The organism is Streptomyces oceani (assembly GCF_001751245.1).
In the GTDB taxonomy this organism is placed as follows: Bacteria; Actinomycetota; Actinomycetes; order Streptomycetales; family Streptomycetaceae; genus Streptomyces; species Streptomyces oceani.
Genome location: NZ_LJGU01000127.1, coordinates 512,281 through 534,597 on the forward strand (window position 1 = coordinate 512,281; position 22,317 = coordinate 534,597).

Genomic DNA, 22,317 nt, shown 5'->3' on the forward strand with positions numbered 1-22,317 from the left:
TCATGGCACGACGCGCCGGTGGACAACTGCACGGCGGGTGGGTCAGTCACACCGTGCTGATCGTCTTCGCCCTCGGCTCGCTCCTGCCGTTGGTGTGGACGGCCATCGCGGCGTCCCGTACCAACGCGCGACTGGCCGAGACGCCGCCGCCGTTCTGGTTCGGCGGCAACCTGCTGGAGAACCTGGGCACCGCCTGGAGCGACGCGAACATGGGCCGCGCCCTCTTCAACACGGTCGTGGTGGCCGGCTCGATCGCGCTCAGCACGGTGCTGTTCGCGACGCTCGCCGGATTCGCCTTCGCCAAGCTGCGGTTCCGCGCCAAGAACCTGCTGCTCCTCCTGGTGATCGGCACGATGATGGTCCCACCGCAGCTCAGCGTGGTACCGCTGTTCATGGCGATCGCCGAACTCGAGTGGACCAACCAGCTCCAGGCCGTCATCCTGCCGATGATGGTGAGCGCCTTCGGGGTGTTCTTCATGCGGCAGTTCCTGATCACGGCGCTGCCGACCGAGCTGATCGAGGCCGCGCGGGTGGACGGCGCGCACAGCGTGCGGGTGGTCTGGCACGTGGTCTTCCCGGTGGCCCGGCCGGCGATGGCGGTGCTGGGCATGCTGACCTTCGTGATGGCCTGGAACGAGTTCTTCTGGCCGATCATCGCTCTCACCCAGGAGAACCCCACCGTCCAGGTCGCGTTGACCGGGCTCGGTCGGGGCTACATTCCCGACCAGTCGGTGATCATGGCGGGCGCCCTGCTCGGCACGCTGCCACTGTTGCTCGCCTTCGCGGTCTTCGGCAAGCAGATCGTCGGCGGAATCATGCAGGGGGCCGTCAAGGGCTGATACGTACTCACCCGACCTGTCTTTCCCGCGCTCCGTGCCCGTACACCCACGCCCCGTACGCCCGCCCCCGCGCGGAAGCGCCGTACTCCGTACCCCGCGAGCTGCGTGGGCACAAGGCGCGCCGTACCCCACGCCCCCGCGGTTCACGTCCATGTCCTACGTCCAACTCGGCCAGTGATGGGAGCGCTTCCATGCCCGATGACTCCGCCCGCACCTTCCCCGACCGGTTCGTCTGGGGCACCTCGACCGCCGCCTACCAGATCGAGGGAGCCGTCACCGAGGACGGACGTACGCCCTCCATCTGGGACACCTTCTCGCACACGCCCGGCACGGTGCACGCCGGCGACACCGGCGACACGGCCTGCGACCACTACCACCGCATGCCCGCGGACGTCGCCCTGATGTCCCAACTGGGGATGACCGGCTACCGGTTCTCCGTGTCGTGGCCGCGGGTCCAACCCACCGGGCGCGGTCCCGCCGTGCAACGCGGCCTGGACTTCTACCGCTCACTGGTCGACGAACTGCTGGCGCACGACATCACGCCGATGCTCACCCTCTACCACTGGGACCTCCCCCAGGAGTTGGAGGACACCGGAGGCTGGCCCGTACGGGACACGGCGTCCCGGTTCGCGGACTACGCCCGGCTGGTCGCCGACGCGCTGGGCGACCGCGTCGAGATGTGGACCACGCTCAACGAGCCCTGGTGCAGCGCCTTCCTCGGCTACGCCTCCGGCGTGCACGCCCCCGGCCGTACGGACCCGGTCGCCGCCCTGCGCGCCGCGCACCACCTGAACCTGGCGCACGGCCTGGCGACCCAGGCGCTGCGGGCCGCGCTGCCCTCCCGCGCGCGGCTGTCCGTGAGCCTCAACCCGGCGCTGGTACGGCCGCGTACGGACAGCGCCGCCGACCGGGACGCCGCTCGTCGGATCGACGCGCTGGCCAACCGGGTGTTCACCGGGCCGATGCTGCGGGCGCGCTACGACGACGACCTGCTGGCGGACACCGCCCGGCTCACCGACTGGTCCTTCGTCCAGGAGGGCGACACCGCGATCGCCGCACAACCGCTGGACGCGGTCTGCCTGAACTACTACACGCCGTCCGTGGTGTCCGCCGCACCGGAGGGCGAGGACGCCGAGCGCCGGGACGGCCACGGAGCCAGCAGCCACTCCCCCTGGCCCGCGGCCGAGCGAGTGGCCTTCCACCAACCGCCGGGCGAGCAGACCGCGATGGGTTGGACCGTCGACCCCTCCGGGCTCACCGAACTGCTGCTGCGCTTCTCCCGCGAGGCGCCCGACCTGGCGCTGTACGTCACCGAGAACGGGGCGGCGTACGAGGACAAGCCGGAGGAGGACGGCCGGGTGCACGACCCGGAACGGGTCTCCTACCTCCGGCAGCACCTCGCCGCGGTGCACGACGCGCTGCGTGCCGGCGTCGACGTGCGGGGCTACTTCCTGTGGTCCCTACTGGACAACTTCGAGTGGGCGTACGGCTACAGTCGGCGCTTCGGCATCGTACGCGTCGACTACGACACCCAGGCGCGCATCCCGAAGGCGAGCGCGGACTGGTACGCCCAGCTGGCCCGAACGGGGCGGCTGCCGGCGACACCGGAGCGGTAGCGCGTGCCGAGCGCCACCTCGCGGGCCACACCGAGGGGCGCACCAGAGGTTGGGCCGTGCCGGGAGCCGTACCGTGACTCAGGTCTACGTACCCCGCGGCCCCTCCTCCGGAGGCGCGGGTGAGGCGATCGCGGTGGCGTCGGTGACCGGGCGGGCGCCGGCTACGAAGTCGACGAGGCAGCCACCGTGTTCCAGCCGCCCGTGGTGCGGGTCCGTCGCGGTGCGTCGGGTCAGCTCGGCGAGCGGCAGCGGCGCGTTCGCGCCCAGCAGCACCGCGTTGCCGTACCGCCGGCCTCGCAACACGGCGGGATCGGCGAGCAGGCACAGCTGCTCGAACACCTCGCGGGCGGTGGCGATCTGCCCCCGGAGGTACGCCAACGGCACGCCGCCACCGCCCCGTACGGGACCGTCGGTGAGGTTGGCCGCGTACCACCCGCCCGGGCACAGCGTGCGACGGGCCTCGGTCAGGAACTCGACGCTGCTCAGCTGGGGCGGTGTGCGGGCACCCCGGAACACGTCGCAGATCAGCAGGTCAGCCCAGCCGTCCGGGACCCTGCTGAGACCGGCGCGCGCGTCCACGACGCGCACCCGGATGCGACTGCCACCGGGCAACGGCAGTTCGCGGCGTACGAACTCGACCAGTGCGCCGTCCAGTTCCAGCACCTGCTGGGTCGAACGCGGCCGGGTGGCGGCGGTGTAGCGGGCCAGAGTCAGCGCGCCCCCACCGAGGTGAAGGACACGCACGGGGCGTTGCTCGAGGGCGACCAGGTCGAGGATGTGCCCCAGCCGGCGCTGGTAGGCGAAGTCCAGATACCCCGGGTCGTCCAGGTCCACGTACGACTGCGGGGCTCCGTCCAGGAACAGCGTGTAGCCCCGTGCCCGCTCCGGGTCCGGCCACAGCTGAGCCGTACCGCCGTCGACCGGGGCGCTCGGCGCCTCCCGGCGCTGCCGGGTACGCCGCTGTGCCCGGCCCGCGGCCTCCGCTGCCCGGCCCGCGGCCTCTGAGCGCCTCCCCTTCTTCCTCGCCACGCGTCCGCCCCATGTCGCCGCCCTGTCGTCACCCGACCATTATCGGCCACGGCGGCGAGCCGCGACGCGGTGGTCGGCCCGATGACCAGTCCGGCGGTCAGCCGCAGCGGTCGACCGCCTCGATCGTACGAGCCGCCTCCCCCAGGGCCGCACGCAGTCGCGCGGGCTCGGTGGCCGAGACCCAGGCGCCCTCCGGAGGCACCAGCCAACGGGTGCCGGAGACCGGCGGCTCGATCCGGGGCCGGGCCGCCCACCCGTACGTCTCGGTGCACGCGCTGCCCGGCAGATCCCAGCCGACCGCGGTGCCAGCCGGCACCAGGAAACCGAGCGTGTCACAGGCGCCGTCATGCAGCACCGGCCCGACGCGCTCCCGCAACCGCAGGATGTCCACGGCCTCCAGGCCCTGCCGTGCCGGCACGGTCACCAGGTCGCAGGGCTCCCTGGCGGTTCGCGCGCTGCTGGCTCGCGGGCTGAACGGCGGACGGGTGGAAGGCCCGTGCCGGACAGGTGCGTTGTCGGTGTCCGGCATCAGGACGCCTCCCACCTTCTGGACAGTCGATGTATCGAGTACAACGCGGATCGGCGTCAACAGCTACGGCTGCGGAACGCTGCAAAGGATGGCACTTCATGGCGGATCGCGGGAGAGATTTCCGGTTTGTAGGCAATTTATGCGCGAACAGCACGTGCTGGGGTCATCACACCCGGTACGGTCCGGGCATGGCGTCGTCACCATCTACGTCACCGGGTCCCTCGCACGGACCCAACACGGCCTTCCGAGAGCTGCGTGGCGGGCTCTCGCCCGGCGAGTTCGCCTCAGCCGTGCGCAGATCGGCACGGGCGATCGGCGAACGAGTCTCCTGCGACGCCCGTTACATCGGGCGCGTGGAATCCGGCGAGATCCGGTGTCCCAACTACGCCTACGCGCGCGTCTTCCTGTACATGTTCCCGAACCACACGCTCGCCGACATGGGCTTCGCCCCCCGTGCGACCGTGCGCGGGCGCCCTGGCCCTGGCTCGGGCTCGGGTCCAAGCCAGGGCCAGGGCCAGGACCAGGGCCAGGGCCAGGGCCAGGGCCAGGGCCAGACGGAGCGTACGGAGGACGGCAGCCTGACCGGCGACACCGAGCCCGCCGGTCAGGCCGAAGGCCCGCCGCCCGTACGTCCGTTGACCACCCGATTCCGCTGTCCGGCAGCACACCCGCACACCGAACCACCCGCGAACCACGAGGAGAGCGACGTGCTACGTCGCGCGTTCATGACCGGCGGCCCGGCCGCCGCGTTCGCCACCGTCACGCTGCCGGAGAGCGCCGGAGCCGCGCCGGTCGACCCCGCCCCCACACGCACGTCACCGCACAGCGGGGCCGGACGGCACGAGGCGGCCGCCGTTGAGGAAGCCGTGCGGCGTATCCGACTGTTGGACGACCGGCACGGCGCGGACGACCTCTACCAGCACGCGGGAGATTCGCTGCGCGCCGCGTACGAGTTGCTGGACCGGGGTGCAAGCCGGCCCACCATCGACCGGCGTCTGCACGCCGGTGCCGGTGAACTCGCCATCTCGGTGGGCTGGCTGGCGCACGACTCCGGGCGCTTCTCGGACGCCCGCTCGCACTACGCCGAGGCGCTGGCCACCGCGCGTGTGGCGGGCGATACGGCCCTCGAGGCACACGCCTTCTGCAACACCGCCTTCCTCGCGCGGGACGCCGGCCGGCACCGGGAGGCCGTACGGGCCGCGCAGGCGGGACAGCACGCGGCGGCCTCGCTGGACTCGGCTCGGCTGCGGAGCCTGTTGATCCTGCGGGAGGCCGGTGGTTGGGCCGGCATGCAGGACCGCAACTGCTGTGCGGAGGCGCTCTCCAGGGCCCATGTGTGGTTCGCCCGCGGCGCCTCGGACACCGACCCCGCCTGGATGAGCTTCTTCGGCGAGGCGGAGCTCGAAGGACTGGAGGCTCAGTGCTGGGCGGCGCTACGGGACTGGGACCGGGCGACGGCTCACGCGCGCCGGGCGATCGACCTACAGGAGTCGCAGTTCGTACGGAACCGCGCGCTGTTCACCGCCGAGTTGGCCGGTGAGCTGGCGGCGCGGGGGGAACCGGAGGAGGCGGCGACGACCGCTCGACAGGCACAGGACCTGCTGGGGCCGGTACGCTCCGCCCGGATTAGGGGGATGCTCGACGAGACGGCACGCCGACTCGAGGCGTACCGCGGAGAGCCCGGGGTGGCGGACTTCCTGGACCGGCGCCCACCGAGAACCTGACCACTGAACCGGCGTCCCCGATACCCCCGCTCGCACCGGCCGGGCACACGCGCGGTCAGCGACGCGCGTCTGCCCGGCCGGTGGTGCCTCTTCGGGTGAGGAACCGGGAGGGCGCGTAACGACCGTTCGGATACTCGGCGTGCAGGCCACGCAACACCCGAACCACCCAGTCGACCCCCAGCTCGGCCGCCCACTCCAGCGGGCCTCGCGGGTAGTTGGCACCGGACCGCAACGCGGTGTCGATGTCCTCCGCCGTCGCCACCTGCCGCCCTTCGGCATCCGCCGCGAGGTCCGCGAGCATGGCCACGGTACGGGCGACGATCATCCCGGGCAGCGGGCCCAGCACGCTGACCTGTTTTCCCAGCGCCTGGAACAGGCCCGCCGCTTCCCTCAGAGCGCCCTCCGACACCCCTTCGGCCGGGGCCAACGCGATCCGGGTGGCCTGTCGATAGTCCAGCGCCAGGTCGAAGTGGACGTACGGTGACTCCGGCACGCTGCCGTCGGCCAGCCGCAGCCACGCGCCGCCTGGCAGCTCCAGCACGCCCCCGCCGGGCAGGGTTTCCTCGGCCCCGACCTGCCCGGGCCCGACGTCCCCGCGCCCTGCTATGCCCCGCGATCCTGCTCCGGGCGGCCCCGGATGTGTCGCCGCTCCGTGCCTCGCCACCTCGGAGGTGCTGCCACACGCGGCGGAGTACCTCACCGGGAGCCCGGCCTCGGCCATCAAGGCGGGCAGGACGGCGGCAGGTCCGAGGTCGCCGCGAACCGTCACGCTCCGCGGGGCCGGCGCGCTCGGCACGGTGTCCGGTATCGACGACGCCGCGGCGGCTCCGGCCGGCCCGGCCGTCTCGCCGTGGTCGTACCAGCCGTGACCGGACTTGCGGCCGAGCCGCCCCGACTGCACCAACCGGCACTGCGCGAGCGAGGGGGTGAACTTCGGGTCCTGGAAGAACGCCTCCCAGACCGAGCGGGTCACCGCCTCGTTGACGTCCTGACCGATGAGGTCGGTCAGTTCGAAGGGCCCCATGCGGAAGCCACCGCTCTCCCGAAGCACCGCGTCGAGGGTGGCCGGGGTGGCGGCCCGCTCCTCGTACGCCCGGAACGCCTCGGCGTAGAACGGCCGCGCCACCCTGTTCACCAGGAAGCCCGGGGTGTCGGCACACCGCACCGCCGTCTTGCCCAGGCTGGTGACCAAGCCCCGCGCGCGCTCCGTCACCACCGGATCGGTGCGGAAGCCGCTCACCACCTCCACCAGCGGCAGAAGCGGCGCGGGATTGAAGAAGTGCAGGCCGAGACAACGGCCGGGGTGGCGCAGCCCGCCGGCGACTGCGGTGACGGACAGCGAGGAGGTGTTGGTGGCCAGCAGGCAGTCCGCCGCGACGATGTCCTCCAGAGCGGCGAACAGCCGCTCCTTGGCCTCCGCGCGCTCCACGATCGCTTCCACGACCAGCCGCACGTCGGCCAGTTCGACCAGCTCACGGGCCGGCGTGAGCCGTCCCACGGCGGCCGCGCGCTCCGCCTCACTCAGCCGCCCCTTCTCCACCAGCCGCTCCAGGCGCTTGCCGACCGCCTGCACCGCCCGTTCGACGGCGGCGAACTCCGCGTCGTACCACAGCACTTCGTGGCCCGCACCGACAAGCACCTGGGCGATGCCCTGGCCCATGGTGCCGGCCCCGACAACGGCCACGCCGCGCACGGCGTCCTCCATCGCGACTCCCGCCTCTCGCCTCCGCGTCGTACGCCGGTCGCGGGAGAGCGCCCACCGCGAAACCGACCGATCGTTCGGTCAACGCACTCTAGCCGTCCGGGGTTCCCGCGGACCAGGGCCCGCGGTCCGCTCGTACGGCCAGCGGTCGACTCGTACGCCTACCGTCACTCCGCACCGCTGCGTCACGCCGGATCACTCCAAATGGCCGGTGTCGTTCCAGCGCGCCACGGCTGGTACGCCGTGCGCCCAGCCCAGCACCGAGAGCGAGGCGGGATCGAGCCGCAGGCAGGCGGCGAACCGCGGCTCCTGCCCCAGCCACCGCGCGCCGATCATCCGCAGCACGTGACCGTGCGCGAAGAGCACCGCGTCGGGTTCGCCCGCACGTGCCCACCGCACCACCTCGTCGGCGCGCCCGGCCAGCGACGCCATGCTCTCCCCGTCCTCGACACCGTCCCGCCACAGGAACCAGTCCCCGCCCGCGCGAGCCGCGATCTCCTCGGCGGTCAGACCCTCGTACGCGCCGTAGTCCCACTCCCGCAGTGCGCCCCACACCCGCGCGCGGTCGCCGAAGCCCGCCAACTCGCAGGTCTCCCGGGCGCGTACGAGCGGACTGGTGCGCACCCGTGCCGCCGGCAGGCCCCGCCACGGTGTCCGGCGCAGCCGGTCGCCCAGCAGTTCGGCGGCGCGCCGGCCCGCCTCCTCCAAGGGGATGTCGGTGGTGCCGGTGTGCCGTCCGGTCCGGGACCATTCCGTCCTGCCGTGCCGGACCAGCAGTAGCCGTGCCGGGCTGGAACTCGCCGCCGATGCCATGCGCCCATCCTGACCCGGCGCCCGGTGTCGGATCGTCAGCGACCCGGGGCCGACCCACACCCGTGTCCCACACGGTCCGCCGGCCCCGAGCGCGGTCCGCCGGGCCCCGACGTCGGGTCGCACCTCGGCGAATGTCGGTGTCGGATGCAAGACTTCCGCGCGTACGCACAACCCCCGTGAGGCGCGCGAGGCCCATCCCATGACAGCAGCCCGAAGCAGCACAGCCGTACGGTCAGCTCCCTCGGACAACACGTCCGCACGCCTGAGAGAGCGACTCACCGCGCTGCGCGGCGGACCGGACGTGCCGTCCCGCCCGATGGACGCCCGTGCCCTCGCGGCGCTCGCGGCGAACCCCGGTTGTGACCGCCGGGCGCTGCTGGACGGCGCCGGGGTGGACAAGGGGGCGCTCGCCACCGCCCTGGGCGCCCCGGCGGCGTTCGGGCAGTCCCAGTTCGCTTTCGTGCGGGGCAACGCCTTCGAGGCGCGGGTGAAGGCGGAGGGCGGTGCCGAGTTGATCCGGCTGCTGTGTGCCCGTACGGGTGAGACACCGCCGGAGGCCGGCCAGGTAAGCGTGCCGGACCTCACCGCGGACGGGCCGGCGGGGCGTACGGCCCGCACCGGGATCGCCCTGCGCGAGGCGCCGGTCGGCGGCTGGACGCTGCTGGACCATCCGATGCTCAGCCTGCGGATCGCTGGCTCCCCCGCCTGGTTGGAGCCGGACGCGGTGGCGGTGCACCCGGACGGCAGTTGGAGCGTTGTCGAGATCAAGTCGTTCCCGATCCTGGACGGCGGTGCGGACCCCGCGAAGGTGGGTGCCGCCGCCCGGCAGGCGGCGGTCTACGCCTTGGCGCTCGAGGAGTGCCTGGCCGAACCGCCGCCGGACATGCCGACCGAGCCGGACGCGCCGCGGGCGGTACGGGACAGCGCGCTGTTGGTCTGCCCGGTGGACTTCTCCAACCTGCCCACGTCCGCGCTGATCGACCTGCGCAAGCAACGGGCCGCCACCCGACGCCAACTCTCCCGGCTCACCCGCGTCTCGGAGATCGCCGAGCGAGTGCCGGAGGGCACGAGTTTTGACCCGACCGGCCAGTCGGCGATGCAGCTGAGCGCCTCGGTCGACACGGTGCCGGCGGCGTACGCCCCGGAGTGTCTGGCCAGCTGCGAACTGGCCTTCCACTGCCGGTCCCAGGCCCGCGCCACGGGTGCCGTGACGACGCTGGGTCGTGCCGTACGAGGCGAACTCGGCGGGCTGACCACCGTCGAGACGGTGCTGGCCGCGGCCAACGACACCGGGCACGAGACTCCGGACGGCGCCGAGAGCGCCGAGAGCGCTGGGAGCGGGGACACGGGAGGAAGCACGGAACCGAACACGGAAGTAGGCGGGGAAGACCAGCGGGCGGACCCGGCCGCGGCGGCCCTGCGCCGTGCGGCCAGCCTGCGTGCCGAGGCCCTGCGGCAGGGCCCGTCCACGGTTACCGCGCCGACACCCGCCGACGAGACCCCCGGGGCGGGGGAAGCATGTCGCTGATCGTCACGCTCGCCCGGATGGAAGCCCTCGCCAGTGGCCGAAGTCAGCCGCTCGCCACCGTGCGGCACCGGCACCTGTCCGAGCGGCCCATGGTCTTCGTGCCGCTCACCACGGCAGGGGAGGCGGGCGCGCCGCTGGGGGCACTGCTCGGGACGGACCGCGCTGAGCCACGGTTGCTCGTGGTGCCGCAGCCACGAAACCGCGATCTACGCTTCGCGTTCCTCGCCGAGTTGGCCGCGCGGCTGCTCCCGCACCTGGAGTCCGCGCTGGACGACGTGGAGCATGAGCAGCACGGCGACGAGGAGAGCGAACTGTGCGCGGACGCCCCGCAGTTGCTCGTGCCCAACCAGCCGGGAGTGGAGTTCGTACGCCTGTTGGGCCGCTCCATGCGGTTCCGGCGCACGGCCCAGGACGATCCGGACGCCCCGCATCCCGTCCCCACCCAGGTTCCACTGCTGGGCCGTTGGCTCACGCACTACGGCGAACGCTCCCGGGTGCCCGGCTCGGCGCTGCTGCTGTCGATGACCGAGCTGCTCGGCCGACACTGGGCCACCGGCCAGAGCCAGCTGGAGGACCAGCACCTGGGTGCGCTGCTGGGCTGGGTCGCCGCGAGCGACCGCGACGTGGAGGCCCGCGATCCGGCGGGGCAGCTGCGCTGGCCACCGGCCGGACCGGCCACCGATCCCGCCTTCGACAACCACCTCCTCGCGCCGGCCGTCGAGCGGTACGACGCCGACGTCCCCGGTGCCGAGCGGCAGGTCCGCGAACTGATCGCCGGGCAGCTGCGGCCCGCGTGGGAGGACATGTGGGACGGCGTCGAGCTGCTGCGGGCGCTCCCGGAGGGCCGCCGCGTGGGCGAGCGCTGGAAGCGGGACCGCTATTCCTACACCCATCACCGGGACCGCGTACGCGCCGGGGAACCACCCCAACCCAGGCGGGACGACGCGGTGACCGCCGCGGCGAAGCTGGCCTCGCGGGAGCAGGCACAGGCCCGGCTGGACGCTCAGGAGGCGCTGGACGATCCCCTCGCCATGGCGGCCCGGCGGCTGACCGGTGAGGCGTTCGCCGGCGAGGTCGTGGAGGTGACACCCGCCTGGTCCGAGGGCAAGCGACCACGGCCTCGTCCACTGGTCACCGTACGCAGCACGGACCTGCCGTATCTGGCGGTCGGCGGCAGGGCGCACCGGGAGCTGCCGGACGGTGGCCGGCAGAGCGCTGAGCTGGCGGCGGCACCGGAGTCGGGCCTGTTCCTGCTTCGGCTGGTCAGCGGCATGGGCCGAGGCAAGGAGCCGGCGCCCGGCAGCGTGCCGGCAGCGGGCGACCGGGTGTGCTGGACGCTCTTCGAGCACAGCCCCCGCGGCGGACCGGGCCTGCCGGACCCCGAGGACACCCCGTGGACCCACGGCGGTCCGCCGGTGCTCGGCGGTGAGGCCGATTCGGAAGCCAGCGGCGGCACGGGCACCACCGGCGGTGCCGAACCGCACGGCCGCCGGTTGCCGGCGGCTCGGGAGGCGGCGGCCACGGACCCGGCCGCCGGACAAGCCGACACCGCGCCCGACCGTGTGACGACGGAGGACTACCTGTGACGCGCCCGCATCCCGGCACGCACCCCGGCGTACCGGAGCAGCCCACTCCGGTGGCCGGCGGCACCGATCACCGGCAGGATCCCGGCGGTTCGCACCACCCTGAGCATCCGCACGCCCCCGAAACCTCGCGCGCCCCCGGCCACCCGGTCCTGGACGAGTTCGACCCCTCCGCGGCCGCTGACCGTGCCACCACCGCGATCCTCCGGGACACCCTGTACGGCGAGCAGCGCGGAGTGATCGTCGACTCGCCGCCGGGTGCCGGCAAGTCGACCCTCGTCGTACGGGCGGCACGGGAGCTGGCCGCGGCCGGCCGGCCGCTGATGGTGATCGCGCAGACCAACGCCCAGGTGGACGACCTGGTCGACCGGCTCGCCCGAGCCGACCCCGAGCTGCCCGTGGGGCGCCTGCACAGCAGCGACCCGGAGCCGTACGACCCGATGCTCGACCAGCATCCGGCCGTACGCACCGCCGCCCGGATCGACGACCTCGCCGGTCTGGACATCGTCGTCTCCACAGCGGCCAAGTGGGCCTGGGTGCGGACCGACACCCGGTGGCCGCAGGCGATCGTGGATGAGGCGTACCAGATGCGTTCGGACGCCCTGCTGGCGGTGGCCGGCCTCTTCGAGCGGGCGCTGTTCGTCGGTGATCCCGGCCAGCTCGACCCCTTCAGCCAGGTGGTCGCGGAGCAGTGGGCGGGTTTGTCGTACGACCCCTCGGCGAGCGCCGTCAGCACACTGCTGGCGCACAATCCGGAGCTTCCCCAGCACCGGCTGCCGGTCTCCTGGCGACTGCCGGCCTCCGCCGCGCCCCTGGTGTCCGCCGCGTTCTATCCGTACACGCCGTTCCGCAGCGGGACCGGCCCAGGGGATCGCCGGCTCACCTTCGGCGTGCCGGCGGACGGCTCGGCGGCCGACGCGGTGATCGACGAGGCGGCCACCGGCGGCTGGGGGCTGCTGGAGCTGCCGGCGCGTCACACGCCCCGCACGGACCCGGAAGCGGTCGGCGCGGTCGCCGAGGTGGTGCGTGGGCTGGTCACCCGGCGGGGGGCGACGACCAGCGAGCGGGACACCGTCGCCGTGCCGCTCACCCCGGAACGGGTGGCGGTCGGCACCGCACACCGGGACCAGGCCGCGGCCGTGCGGTCCGCGCTCGCGGATCTGGAGGTGCCCGGCGCGGCCGAGGTCACGGTGGACACGGCCAACCGGCTGCAGGGGCGGGAGTTCGACGTCACGGTCGTCCTGCATCCGCTGTCCGGCCGCCCGGACGCGACGGCCTTCCACCTGGAGACGGGACGACTGTGCGTGCTGGCCTCTCGGCACCGGCACGCCTGTGTCGTGGTGTGCCGGGCGGGCGTGCCGGAGTTGCTGGACGCGCATCCCTCGACCGAGCCGGTCCAGCTCGGGGTCACGGTGAAGTTTCCGGACGGCTGGGAGGCCAACCACGCGATCCTGGCCCATCTGGCGACCCACCGCGTGCGGTGCTGAGCCGCATGCGGCTGACCAGCATGCGGGGCGGGTTGCCGTACGAGCCGACCCTCGCGCGGACGGGCCGCCGCTGCGGCCCTGCCGGGCGCGGTCACGCCTCGTACGAATCGAGGCCGCCGGCCCGCGGCACCGGCGTATCCACCCCCTTGCGGGAGCGCGCGACAATGGAGCGCGGCACACCGTCCGGCCACCGAAAGTGGAGGTCCTGCTATGCCAGAGCCGCACGCGGCTCCCGATCCACGAGGCGGCACCCCGCGCTTCCACCGCCCCGCTCCTCTGCTCTTCGAACCAGCGGCGGCGGCCGGGGAGGACGAGCACTTCTTCGACCTGGAATCGATCAGCGACCCACGCCAGTTGCTCTCACGGTCGACGGAGTTGACCCTCGCGTTCCGGGCGGCGGCCGATCGTGCGATGGAGTTCCAGGCGATGGCGGCGGCGCAGCTGGCCGACCCGAAGCGCTTCGACCGGTTGTCCGACGAGGCGATCGCGCAGCGCGCGGACTGGACGCCGGACTACGCGCGGAAGATGATCGAGTTCGGCCGGGAGCTGCTGCACGGCCGCGCCGAGGAAAGCTGATCCCTCCGGCACCCGATCTGCCCGGGGGTACGCCGGACAGCCACTCGCCATTACCTGTGGCGCACGGCCGAGCGCGGAGGGTATCCGAAGCCCACCATCATGTTCGGGTTTCCGGCGATTCGCCGCACAAGATCCGTCGAGTCGGCGAGTCTGTGCTCATGAGCAAGCAGACCGACCCCGCCCGCTTCTCCCACTCCGACTCGGTCACGCCCGCCGGCGCCGACTGGCTCGCCTCGGCCAGCCGGTTCCCGCGCAGCGTCCACGCCCTGTGGGCGCTCCGCCCCACCGAGCCCAGCGTGCTGCCGTGCGGCAGCGCCTTCGACGTGGTGAGCGCGCCGTTGGCGTGGGGTCGTCTACTGCTCGACCAGTTGACGTCCGCCGGACCCGGCAGCGGCCCCACGGCCGTCCACCGTGGGCGGGTGCTCCTCCTCACCGCCGTGGGCACCGCGGACCGGCTACCGATGTTGCTGACCTGGGACGAGTGGCGAGCTGTCCCGTACGAGCGAGCGCACCGGCCAGACCACGTCCCGTACGAGCAGCCACCCCCGGATCCCGAGGCCGGGGGAGACGGCGCCGCTCCCTTCCGTCCCTTCGCCTGGCTGCTCTGCCATGGTCTGGGCGAGTCGGTCAGCGTGCCGGCGTTGGCTCCCGCCTCCAGGCCATACGACTCCGAACCGCGCGGCACGGGGGCTCACGGTGCGTCCCGGTGGCTGGTCGCGCCGCGCCGTCGGCATCCGTGGCTGCCCACGGCGGGAGACCTGCTGCACGCGGCACTCGGCACACGAGCGGCACAGCGGCGCGCCAGCGCGGACGCGGGCCCGAGCCCCGGGGGCGGTGCCGAATCAGTTTTCACTCCGCAGGAGCCTGGTGCTAGAGTCTACGACGTCAGCAGGCGCCGCTAGCTCAGTTGGTTAGAGCAACTGACTCTTAATCAGTGGGTCCGGGGTTCGAGTCCCTGGCGGCGCACAGACGGTCGAAGGCCCTCTCGCTCCGGCGAGGGGGCCTTCGACGTGCGCTCGCCAAACCGGTATCCCGGGGCCGATGCCGGCCCGCCACCCGACCCGGCCCTTCAGCCGGACCAGGACTGCGGAGCCTCCCGGGTGACCCGCACCCGCCAGCCACCGTCGTCGACCGCGGACACCACCTCCACCCGTACGCCTCCGCGCTCCCCCACGGTGTGACTCTGCCCCGCCCGCAGCGCCGCGTCCGCGAGCGGCGGATAGACCGAGCTGGACTGACACGCACCGCTGTCCGGATGGCCGTCGATGACCTCGACCGGCCCGTCTGCGGAGGCGGCGTCGGCCCGCACCCGGTAGAGCAGGACACCGCCACGGCAGAGTCCCGCGTCGTTGCCGACCCGGGTCCGCGCCTCAATGGCCACCGCCTCGAAGGGGCCCGTACGCACCACCACCAGCCTGGTGCCCGTCGGGCCGCGGGCGGCGGCGGGCGCGCCCAGCGGACGGAGGATGTGCCCGCTCTCCCCAGGATCGCTGGGCACACAGTCGATGTTCCGCGGCCCGAGCCAGCCGAGCTTCCACTTGTGCCAGCCGAAGAGATCCGGGGCGAGTCCGAACTGGCTGCCCATCAGGTCCCAGTCGCCGACGTAGGTGTCCCAGTCGCCCGAGTCGCCCTCCGGCCGGTGGTAGAGGTCCGGGAGGTCGAAGACGTGACCCGTCTCGTGGGCCAGCACGTGCTGGTCCGGGGGGTGCTGCTCGAACACCGTGACGATACGCGGCACGCTGGTCCCGTCCACCGTCATCGGCTCGTCGAAGTTGACGACCTTGGTCGCGTCCGAGTCGACCCCGGGGGCGTCCGGGTCAGCCACCAGGTACACCACGTCGTACGCGCCGAAGTTTGCCCGCCGATTCGCCGCCGCCATGGCGTCGCTCAGGAAGTCACCGCGCAGCTCGGGCTCCCAGTCGCGCTCTATGCCGTACGCCACCGAGTCGGCCGGCATCTGAACCCACCGCTCCATGGGGTGGACGCGCAAGTCGAACCTGCTGTAGGAGGCACGCTCGAAGAAGTCGGAGGTGATCGGGAAATGATCGGCGACCAGTGCCTCCGTGGTCACCTGCGGGCGGTGATCCGGAAAGGAAAGGAAGACCATCAACGCGTCCCGGGTGCCGAGTGGTCGGGGGTAGCTGGTATTCCAGCTGTCCGTTCCCTCGGAGTGGTGGGCGTCGGTGCGTGGGAGCACGCAGGGGCCCTGGGTGAGGGCGACTGCCGGCCCCGCGGCCAGGCTCGTACCGATGACGGCGGTCAGACAGCTGAGCACCGACGCCGTACGGGACATCGGGGGGCGTCCGACCACCGCCTCGGATATGAGTGCAGCCACGTGTCGACCTCACGGGTTGAGGGCAAGGAAGTACCTTCCAAAACCGTGGCGGGAAATAGCAGATCTGTCGCATTTCACTCACCTGTTGGAGCGATACGCGGTACTACTACTCTGCGTGATATCCGCTCGAGCGAGATCATTGTCTTTCGACTATGCCGCAGAAACGATCGTCCACCCGGCTCACCGACCACCCGATGTACGTACGGGCCGCCCGGCCCCCGCAGGGACGCTGGCCGGGCCGCCCGGCAAGCCTCTATGATCGGCACATTTCCAGCGCGGACCCGCCCCCGGTGGTTTCGGCACGACCGACGGGGCGGTCCGCAGGCGACGAGTCACGCGGGAGCGATCGGTGAACGGACCCTCCACAGGACGTGACGAAGATCCCGACGGTTCCCCAATCCGGCCTCGGGAGCCCACTACCGACAGTGCTCACCAGCGGCCCCGGGACAGCGATTTCCGGGCCGCGTTCCACGCCGCCCGGATCGCGATGGCCGTGGTCGACCGCGAGGGTCGGGTGCGTACGGCCAACCGCGCGCTGGAGGCGCTCTTGGGTGCCGTGCCGGACGGCCTGGTCGCCGCCCCGGTGACCGGCCTGGGCGGCATGGAGCTGGCCGACACCGACCTGCTGCGCGGAGTACGGGGCGGCGCGCGCGACGACGGCGCTAGGGAAGCCAGCACGCGCGACGTGGGGCACGCCCGCTCGGCCGCGGGCCAGGCGGCGCCGCACGAACGCGCCCGGCACTCCTGCACCCGCCGGCTCAAGCACGCCGACGGACACGCGTTGTGGGTGGAGATCACCCTGACCCCGACCGGGGAGGAGCACGGCGGCGCGCCCGGCGAGGCGCTGCTGTCGGTGGTGGACATCACCGAGGAGCGGGCGCTGCGCCAGCGGCTGCGCCATCTCGAGATGCACGACCCGGTGACCCGGCTGCCCAATCGCGCGTTGTTCTTCGAGCGGCTCGGCAGCTCGCTCACGGAGTCCAGCACCGGACGCGTCGGCCTGTGCTATCTGGACCTGGACGGTTTCAAGGCCATCAACGACACCCTCGGCCACCGGGTCGGCGACGAGCTGCTCGCCGAGGTGGCGCAGCGGCTCACCGCGCAGTGCGACAAACGCACGCTGGTGGCCCGGCTCGGCGGGGACGAGTTCGCGCTGCTGATGGAGAACACCTCCGGACCCGAGCAGCTCACCGGCCTCGCGCAGGCCGTGCTGCGCAGCCTCCAGAAACCCTTCGAACTGGACGGCAACCGGGTGGCGGTGTCAGCCAGCATCGGGGTGGTGGAACGGGAGATCGAGGGCACCAGCGCCACGGCGCTCATGCAGGCCGCCGACACCACGCTGTACTGGGCCAAGGCGGACGGGAAGGCACGCTGGACGCTCTTCGACCCGGAGCGTAACGCCCACCGCATGACCCGCCAGGCGCTGTCCAGCACCCTGCGGCCCGCCGTGGAGCGCGGCGAGTTCGTGCTGGAGTACCAGCCCATCGTGGGACTCGAGAGCGAGGTCCCGGAGGGCGTGGAGGCCCTGGTGCGTTGGCGGCATCCGCAGTTCGGCACCCTGGGGCCGGACCGTTTCATCGGACTGGCGGAGGAGAACGGCGCGATCGTGCCGCTGGGCCGGTGGGTGCTCGCCGAGGCGTGCCGGCAGACCCGCGAGTGGCTCGACGCGCACCCCGAACGCCCGATCTTCGTGAGCGTGAACGTCGCCGTGCGGCAGGCATGGGACTCCGACCTGGTATCGGACGTCGAACAGATCCTGGCGGACTCCGGGGTGCCCGCCGCGTTGTTGCAGCTGGAACTCACCGAGTCGGCCGTGATGGGCTCGGCCGGCCGACCGCTACGGGCGCTGCAGGCGCTGAGCGAGATGGGGGTCCGGATCGCCATCGACGACTTCGGCACCGGCTACTCCAACCTCGCCTACCTCAGCCGGCTGCCCGTGCACACCCTGAAACTGGACGGCACCTTCGTACGCGGCTTCCAGACCGCGCGCGGCCCCAACCCGGCGGACGAGACGATCGTGACGGCACTCGTCCAACTCGCTCACCAGCTGGGCCTGACAGTGACGGCGGAGTGTGTGGAGAGCCGCCAGCAGGCCGAGCGGCTGCGCGGCATCGGCTGCGACTCCGGGCAGGGCTGGTACTTCGCCCGACCCATGACGCCGGGGCAGGTCCACCAGCGGCTGGCACCGGGCGCGCGCTGAGCAGCGGCCGACCAGCGGGAGTACGCCGACTGGCCCCTGCCGGAAGCGAGCCGCCGGCAGAGGTCAGCCAGAAGGGTCAACCGGCGGAGGGCAGCGCGTAGGAATCGGCGATGAGTGCGTAGCTGCGCACCCGCGCGGCCGGGGTGTGCGCGTTCGCGGTGATCATCAGTTCCTGTGCCCCGGTCCGCTTGACGAGCTCGTCCAGGCCGTCCCGTACGGTCTCGGGGGTGCCGTGGATGACGTTGCTCAGCCAGCCGTCCACGAACTCCCGCTCGGCCGCGCTGAAGGCGTACGCCTCGGCCTCCTCGGGAGCGGGCACCAGGCCGGGGCGCCCGGTGCGCAGCCGCAGCATGGCAAGCGCGCCACTGAGCACCTGCCGGCGGGCCTCCCGCTCCTCCTCGGCGGCCAGCGCCGACGCGCCGATCAGCGCGTACGGCTCGGTGAGCACCTCGGAGGGCCGGAAGGACTCCCGATACAACTCCAGAGCGGGGATGGTGTTGCTGGCCGAGAAGTGGTGGGCGAAGGCGAACGGCAGACCGAGCGTGCCGGCCAGCTGAGCGCTGAAGCCGGAGGAGCCCAGCAGCCAGATCGGCGGTCGGCCGCCCGTACCGCCCTGCACCGGGCCTGGTACGGCGTGGATACGGGCGTAGCGGTGTCCCTCGGGGAAGTCGTCGTCCAGGAACCGGGTCAGTTCGGCGAGTTGCTGCGGGAAGTCGTCCGCACCCTCGCGCAGGCGTTCCGTACGCCGCAGGGCCGCCGCCGTGGCGCCGTCCGTGCCGGGTGCGCGACCGAGGCCCAGGTCGATCCGGCCCGGGGCGAGCGCCTCCAGCGTCCCGAACTGCTCGGCGATCACGAGCGGCGCGTGGTTGGGCAGCATCACGCCGCCGGAACCGAGCCGTATCCGCCGGGTGTGCGCGGCGAGATGGGCGAGCAGCACGGCGGGCGAGCTGCTGGCCACCCCGGGCATTGAATGGTGCTCGGCGACCCAGAACCGGGTGAAACCACGGTCCTCGGCGAGCCGCGCGATCCGCGTGGTGGCCTCCAGCGACTCCGTGCTGCTGCCGCCCGCCCCGACCGTGGCCAGGTCAAGCACCGAGAGCGGTACCGGGGCCGTGCCCCCGGCCTCGCCACGGATGGGGTCGTTGCGGTCATCGGCCACGGCTGGCCCGCCTCCCTGCTCGTTGTGCACGTACCACCGTGCCCAACCAGGCCCCGCGGCCGGCTATTCCCCAGCGAAGGCCACGTCAGGCGAAGAGCGCGCCCAGCTCCGGCGTACGGACCCGCTGCCCCAGGAGTCGCAGTCCCTCCCGCACCGTGACCTGGTTGGCGGTCAGCACCGGCTTGCCGAGCGCGTCCTCGATCTCCGGAATCCAGGCGGCGGTGTGCAGCGCGGTGTCCGGCAGTAGTACGGCCTGTGCCTCCGGATGGTCCCCGCCCCGGGCGAGCGCCAGCACCTCGTCCCGGCCCCAGGTACCGACCTCGGCCGCGGTGATGATGCCGCTACCCCGCATGGCGACGACCTCGCTGCCCGCCGCCTTCAGGAAGTCCCGGAAGAGTTCGGCCACGTCCTCCGGGTAGGTGGCGGCGATCGCGACCCGGTCCAGCTCCAAGTCCGCCACCGCGTGCGCGAAGGCGAACGAGGTGGAGGAGGCCGGCAGTCCGGACGTGCCGCCCAGCTCCCGCACCTGCTCCTGGGCCCCCTCCCAGCCGAAGACGAAGCTGGCGCTGGTGCACGCCCACACGACCGCCTCGGCGCCGAGCCCCTTCACCTCCTCGACCTTCGCCGCCAGGCGAGCCGCCGAGCCCATCTCCAACAACGCGTCGACGCGGTGCGCGTCCTCGCCGATGTCCGTGTGCACGAGCGGCAGTCGCACGTCCGCCCCGGCCGCCCCGAGGATTCCTTCGAGCCGCGGGAAGTCGTCCTCCGCGGAGTAGCCGGGGTAGAGGAACCCCACCGCCTGTGCCATGTACGCCTCCAAACGCGTGGTTGGATCGGCCCGGAGCCGGGCCGGATCAGGGCGTGCCGTATCACCGGCACGCGTGAGCTGGCTTCGAGAACAGTCGTGGAGGCCGGGCACACGGCCCGGCCTCGGGAGCTACGAACGGTCAGGCGGGTGGCTGTGCGCCGCCGCCCCCGTCGTCCGGCATGGCTGGCGGGTGCGGCTGGTCGTACGCCTCCAGCGACTCGCCACCCTCCAGGTCGGCGCCGGCCAGCGCGGCCGGCGGTGGCGCACCGTGGTCGGCCGGACCACCGGGCTCGCGCGGGTGCTGGGCGACCGATCCGCCGAACGGCTCGTGCGGACCGTACGCCTCACCCGCCTCGTAGGGCTCGGCCGGGCCGTACGAGGCGCTCGGCTCGTGGTTCGGCTCCGGGTCCATCGCGGCCGGTCCGCGCCGGGCGACCGGGTCGAGCAGCGCCTGGTAGGGGCCCACGGCCTGCTTGCCCATCCGCTGCAGGGCGGCCCACATGGTGACCTGGTTGGCGGAGATCACGGGCATCCGCAACTCCGCTTCCAGCTGCGGAATCACGTCGAAGGTCGGGAGGTTGGTGCAGCTGATGAACAGCACGTCCGGCGAGTCGACGACGGCCGCCCTGGCCATGTCGACCACGTCCCGGTACGGCACCCGCCAGATGTGCCGGGTCAGTCCGAGATAGCTGCGCCCGGTCACCACCATGCCGGCCTCCCGGAGGTAGTCCTCCAGCGAGTCGGTCACGGACTTGGTGTACGGAGTCACGACCGCCACGCGCCGCGCGTCCAACTCCTGCAGGGCTTCGAGCAGCGCTCCGGAGGTGGTCACGGCGGGCACCTCGCCGGCCTGTTCCATCGCCGCTGTCATGGCCTGCTCGCCGGCGGACCCGCCGACGAAACTGCCGGACGTGCAGGCGTATGCCACCGTTTCCGGCGACACCGCGGTCAGCGCGAGCACCGCTTCGTGCAGCGTCTCGTGCTCGCTTACCAGCCGCGCGAGGTCGAGACTCGTCTCGACCGGCACGAACGGCGTACGTGTGAGGTGCAGCGACACGTCGTCGGGCACCCAGCGCCACAGCTCGCGATCCAACGCGAAGTCGAACGGCGCAACGATGCCGACGCCGCGCTGCGGCTGCGGTCCACCTAGGAAGGAGACATCCATTTCGAGCCCCAATGAGACGGAGGGGTGGCACAGGCCAGAAAGAGAGTGAAAAGAGACCCGGGCAGATGCCGGGAACGCCGGGACAGATGCCTTCGTTGACGAAGGTAGTTCGCCGTCCCTACCGTGGTCAATCCTCGCACCCGCGCCAAGATCCCGCGCCATCGCGAGCATTCCAGCAGCCCTTCGTTTCGAAACGGTTTCCTGCCTATGTCCGAAACATGCGTCCTCGTCCTGGACGATGATCCGCCACCGCGGCTCGACCGGCTCTCCGGGCGCGCCCGCGTCGTGCACGCGGACGAGAAGTCGCTGGCCGAGCGCCTCCCGGAGGCGGACGTGCTCCTCGTGTGGGACTTCCTGTCCAGCGCCGTACGGGACGCGTGGCCCGGGTCGGGCGCCCGACCCGGTTGGGTGCACACCCCGAGCGCCGGCGTGGACAAGCTACTGCCCGAACTGGCCGACTCGGATGTCCTTATCACGAATGCGCGCGGCGTGTTCGACCAGCCGATCGCGGAGTACGTCGCGGGTCTCGTGCTAGCCATGGCCAAGGATTTTCCCGGCAGTTGGGAATTGCAGCGCGAAAGGCACTGGCGGCACCGGGAGACACTCCGAGTCGGCGGCACTCGAGCCGTGGTGGTCGGGTCCGGCCCCATTGGCCGGAGAATTGGCCGCACGCTTATGGCACTCGGTGTCAGCGTCGACCTGGTGGGTCGTACGGAGCGGAATACCGATCCGGAATTCGGCCGAGTGCACGGGAACGGCGCGTTGGACACGCTGCTCGGCGAGGCTGACTGGGTGGTCTGCGTCGCGCCACTCACCGAGGCGTCCCGCGGGATGTTCGATTCCGCCGCTTTCTCCCGGATGAAGCCCTCCGCCCGGTTCATCAACGTCGGGCGTGGCCAGCACGTCGTCGAGGAGGACCTGGTCGCCGCCCTGCGGGAACAGCGGATCGGCGGCGCCGCCCTGGACGTCTTCCGCGAGGAGCCGCTCCCGAGTGACAGCGAGCTGTGGCAGGTGCCCGGACTGCTCGTCTCACCGCACATGAGCGGGGACACCATCGGCTGGCGTGACGACCTGGCCGAACAGTTCCTGGACAACTTCGACCGCTGGAGCGCCGGTGAGCCCCTGATGAACGTGGTCGACAAGACCCTGGGTTACGTCCCCGCCTCCTGACCGGCCCGGACCGACCCGCGGGCGGACGGGGCCGAGCCATACCCGCGGGGCGCC

At 72.4% G+C, this 22,317-nt stretch carries 18 protein-coding genes and 1 tRNA gene; 11 read left to right on the forward strand and 8 right to left on the reverse strand.

What is annotated here, in order from left to right; all coding sequences use genetic code 11:
* The first annotated feature begins 2 nt into the window (after window positions 1–2).
* Both AN216_RS15405 and AN216_RS15410 read left to right on the forward strand, forming a co-directional pair.
* Window positions 3–839: a carbohydrate ABC transporter permease gene (locus AN216_RS15405; protein WP_070197217.1), complete on the forward strand. Its 837-nt coding sequence runs from the start codon at window positions 3–5 to the stop codon at window positions 837–839.
* Window positions 840–1,030: 191 nt separating this feature from the next.
* Entirely contained in the window at window positions 1,031–2,455 is a 1,425-nt protein-coding gene (locus tag AN216_RS15410; RefSeq protein ID WP_070197218.1) for a GH1 family beta-glucosidase, read from the forward strand.
* A gap of 84 nt (window positions 2,456–2,539) precedes the next feature.
* Here AN216_RS15410 and AN216_RS15415 read toward each other — a convergent pair whose 3' ends face one another.
* Both AN216_RS15415 and AN216_RS15420 read right to left on the reverse strand, forming a co-directional pair.
* Window positions 2,540–3,484: a spermidine synthase gene (locus AN216_RS15415; RefSeq protein WP_070197219.1), complete on the reverse strand. Its 945-nt coding sequence runs from the start codon at window positions 3,482–3,484 to the stop codon at window positions 2,540–2,542.
* A 97-nt stretch (window positions 3,485–3,581) separates the two neighbouring features.
* Complete coding sequence (locus AN216_RS15420) at window positions 3,582–4,013, reverse strand: hypothetical protein (RefSeq protein WP_244502469.1); 432 nt, start codon at window positions 4,011–4,013, stop codon at window positions 3,582–3,584.
* Window positions 4,014–4,201: 188 nt separating this feature from the next.
* Between AN216_RS15420 and AN216_RS28690 the strand changes: the two genes are divergently transcribed.
* Window positions 4,202–5,737 (forward strand): NsdA family TPR-like regulatory protein, encoded by a 1,536-nt coding sequence (locus tag AN216_RS28690; protein ID WP_070197220.1) that lies wholly within the window; start codon window positions 4,202–4,204, stop codon window positions 5,735–5,737.
* Between the two features lie 55 nt (window positions 5,738–5,792).
* On the opposite strand, the gene AN216_RS15430 is transcribed toward AN216_RS28690, so the two are convergent.
* Both AN216_RS15430 and AN216_RS15435 read right to left on the reverse strand, forming a co-directional pair.
* Window positions 5,793–7,442, reverse strand: a complete 1,650-nt coding sequence (locus tag AN216_RS15430) for a 3-hydroxyacyl-CoA dehydrogenase NAD-binding domain-containing protein (protein ID WP_070197221.1) — start codon at window positions 7,440–7,442, stop codon at window positions 5,793–5,795.
* 192 nt (window positions 7,443–7,634) lie between these two features.
* Entirely contained in the window at window positions 7,635–8,252 is a 618-nt protein-coding gene (locus AN216_RS15435; RefSeq protein ID WP_070197222.1) for a histidine phosphatase family protein, read from the reverse strand.
* Window positions 8,253–8,451: 199 nt separating this feature from the next.
* Here AN216_RS15435 and AN216_RS15440 point away from each other — a divergent pair, with 199 nt between their 5' ends.
* The 6 genes from AN216_RS15440 (at window position 8,452) to AN216_RS15465 (ending at window position 14,392) form a co-directional block, all read left to right on the forward strand.
* A complete protein-coding gene (locus AN216_RS15440) occupies window positions 8,452–9,780 on the forward strand; it encodes a hypothetical protein (protein WP_244502470.1) in 1,329 nt (442 codons plus the stop codon).
* Window positions 9,771–11,366 carry a hypothetical protein gene (locus tag AN216_RS15445; RefSeq protein WP_070197223.1) on the forward strand — a complete coding sequence of 532 codons (1,596 nt, stop codon included), beginning with the start codon at window positions 9,771–9,773 and terminating at the stop codon, window positions 11,364–11,366. The genes AN216_RS15440 and AN216_RS15445 overlap by 10 nt, the downstream gene beginning before the upstream one ends.
* Before the next feature lie 149 nt (window positions 11,367–11,515).
* Window positions 11,516–12,850, forward strand: a complete 1,335-nt coding sequence (locus AN216_RS15450) for an AAA domain-containing protein (RefSeq protein WP_070197330.1) — start codon at window positions 11,516–11,518, stop codon at window positions 12,848–12,850.
* A 210-nt stretch (window positions 12,851–13,060) separates the two neighbouring features.
* A complete protein-coding gene (locus AN216_RS15455; RefSeq protein ID WP_070197224.1) occupies window positions 13,061–13,426 on the forward strand; it encodes a hypothetical protein in 366 nt (121 codons plus the stop codon).
* Between the two features lie 158 nt (window positions 13,427–13,584).
* Window positions 13,585–14,328, forward strand: a complete 744-nt coding sequence (locus tag AN216_RS15460; protein ID WP_070197225.1) for a hypothetical protein — start codon at window positions 13,585–13,587, stop codon at window positions 14,326–14,328.
* Window positions 14,319–14,392: transfer RNA gene (locus AN216_RS15465), tRNA-Lys, on the forward strand. Before AN216_RS15460 ends, AN216_RS15465 begins: the two co-directional genes overlap by 10 nt.
* A 103-nt stretch (window positions 14,393–14,495) precedes the next feature.
* On the opposite strand, the gene AN216_RS15470 is transcribed toward AN216_RS15465, so the two are convergent.
* On the reverse strand, window positions 14,496–15,719 hold the full coding sequence (locus tag AN216_RS15470; protein ID WP_070197226.1) for a M6 family metalloprotease domain-containing protein: 1,224 nt from the start codon (window positions 15,717–15,719) through the stop codon (window positions 14,496–14,498).
* Window positions 15,720–16,248: 529 nt separating this feature from the next.
* Between AN216_RS15470 and AN216_RS15475 the strand changes: the two genes are divergently transcribed.
* Window positions 16,249–17,961, forward strand: coding sequence for a putative bifunctional diguanylate cyclase/phosphodiesterase (locus AN216_RS15475; RefSeq protein WP_244502471.1), 1,713 nt, complete (start codon window positions 16,249–16,251; stop codon window positions 17,959–17,961).
* Window positions 17,962–18,037: 76 nt separating this feature from the next.
* Here AN216_RS15475 and AN216_RS15480 read toward each other — a convergent pair whose 3' ends face one another.
* The 3 genes from AN216_RS15480 to AN216_RS15490 all read right to left on the reverse strand — a co-directional run bounded on the left by AN216_RS15480 (window position 18,038) and on the right by AN216_RS15490 (window position 21,093).
* Entirely contained in the window at window positions 18,038–19,120 is a 1,083-nt protein-coding gene (locus tag AN216_RS15480) for an LLM class flavin-dependent oxidoreductase (protein ID WP_079166615.1), read from the reverse strand.
* Window positions 19,121–19,205: 85 nt separating this feature from the next.
* Entirely contained in the window at window positions 19,206–19,928 is a 723-nt protein-coding gene (locus AN216_RS15485) for a maleate cis-trans isomerase family protein (RefSeq protein WP_070197228.1), read from the reverse strand.
* 139 nt (window positions 19,929–20,067) lie between these two features.
* On the reverse strand, window positions 20,068–21,093 hold the full coding sequence (locus AN216_RS15490) for a maleate cis-trans isomerase family protein (protein WP_070197229.1): 1,026 nt from the start codon (window positions 21,091–21,093) through the stop codon (window positions 20,068–20,070).
* A gap of 207 nt (window positions 21,094–21,300) precedes the next feature.
* On the opposite strand from AN216_RS15490, the gene AN216_RS15495 reads away from it, so the two are divergent.
* On the forward strand, window positions 21,301–22,263 hold the full coding sequence (locus AN216_RS15495; protein WP_070197230.1) for a D-2-hydroxyacid dehydrogenase: 963 nt from the start codon (window positions 21,301–21,303) through the stop codon (window positions 22,261–22,263).
* The last annotated feature ends 54 nt before the right edge of the window (window positions 22,264–22,317 follow it).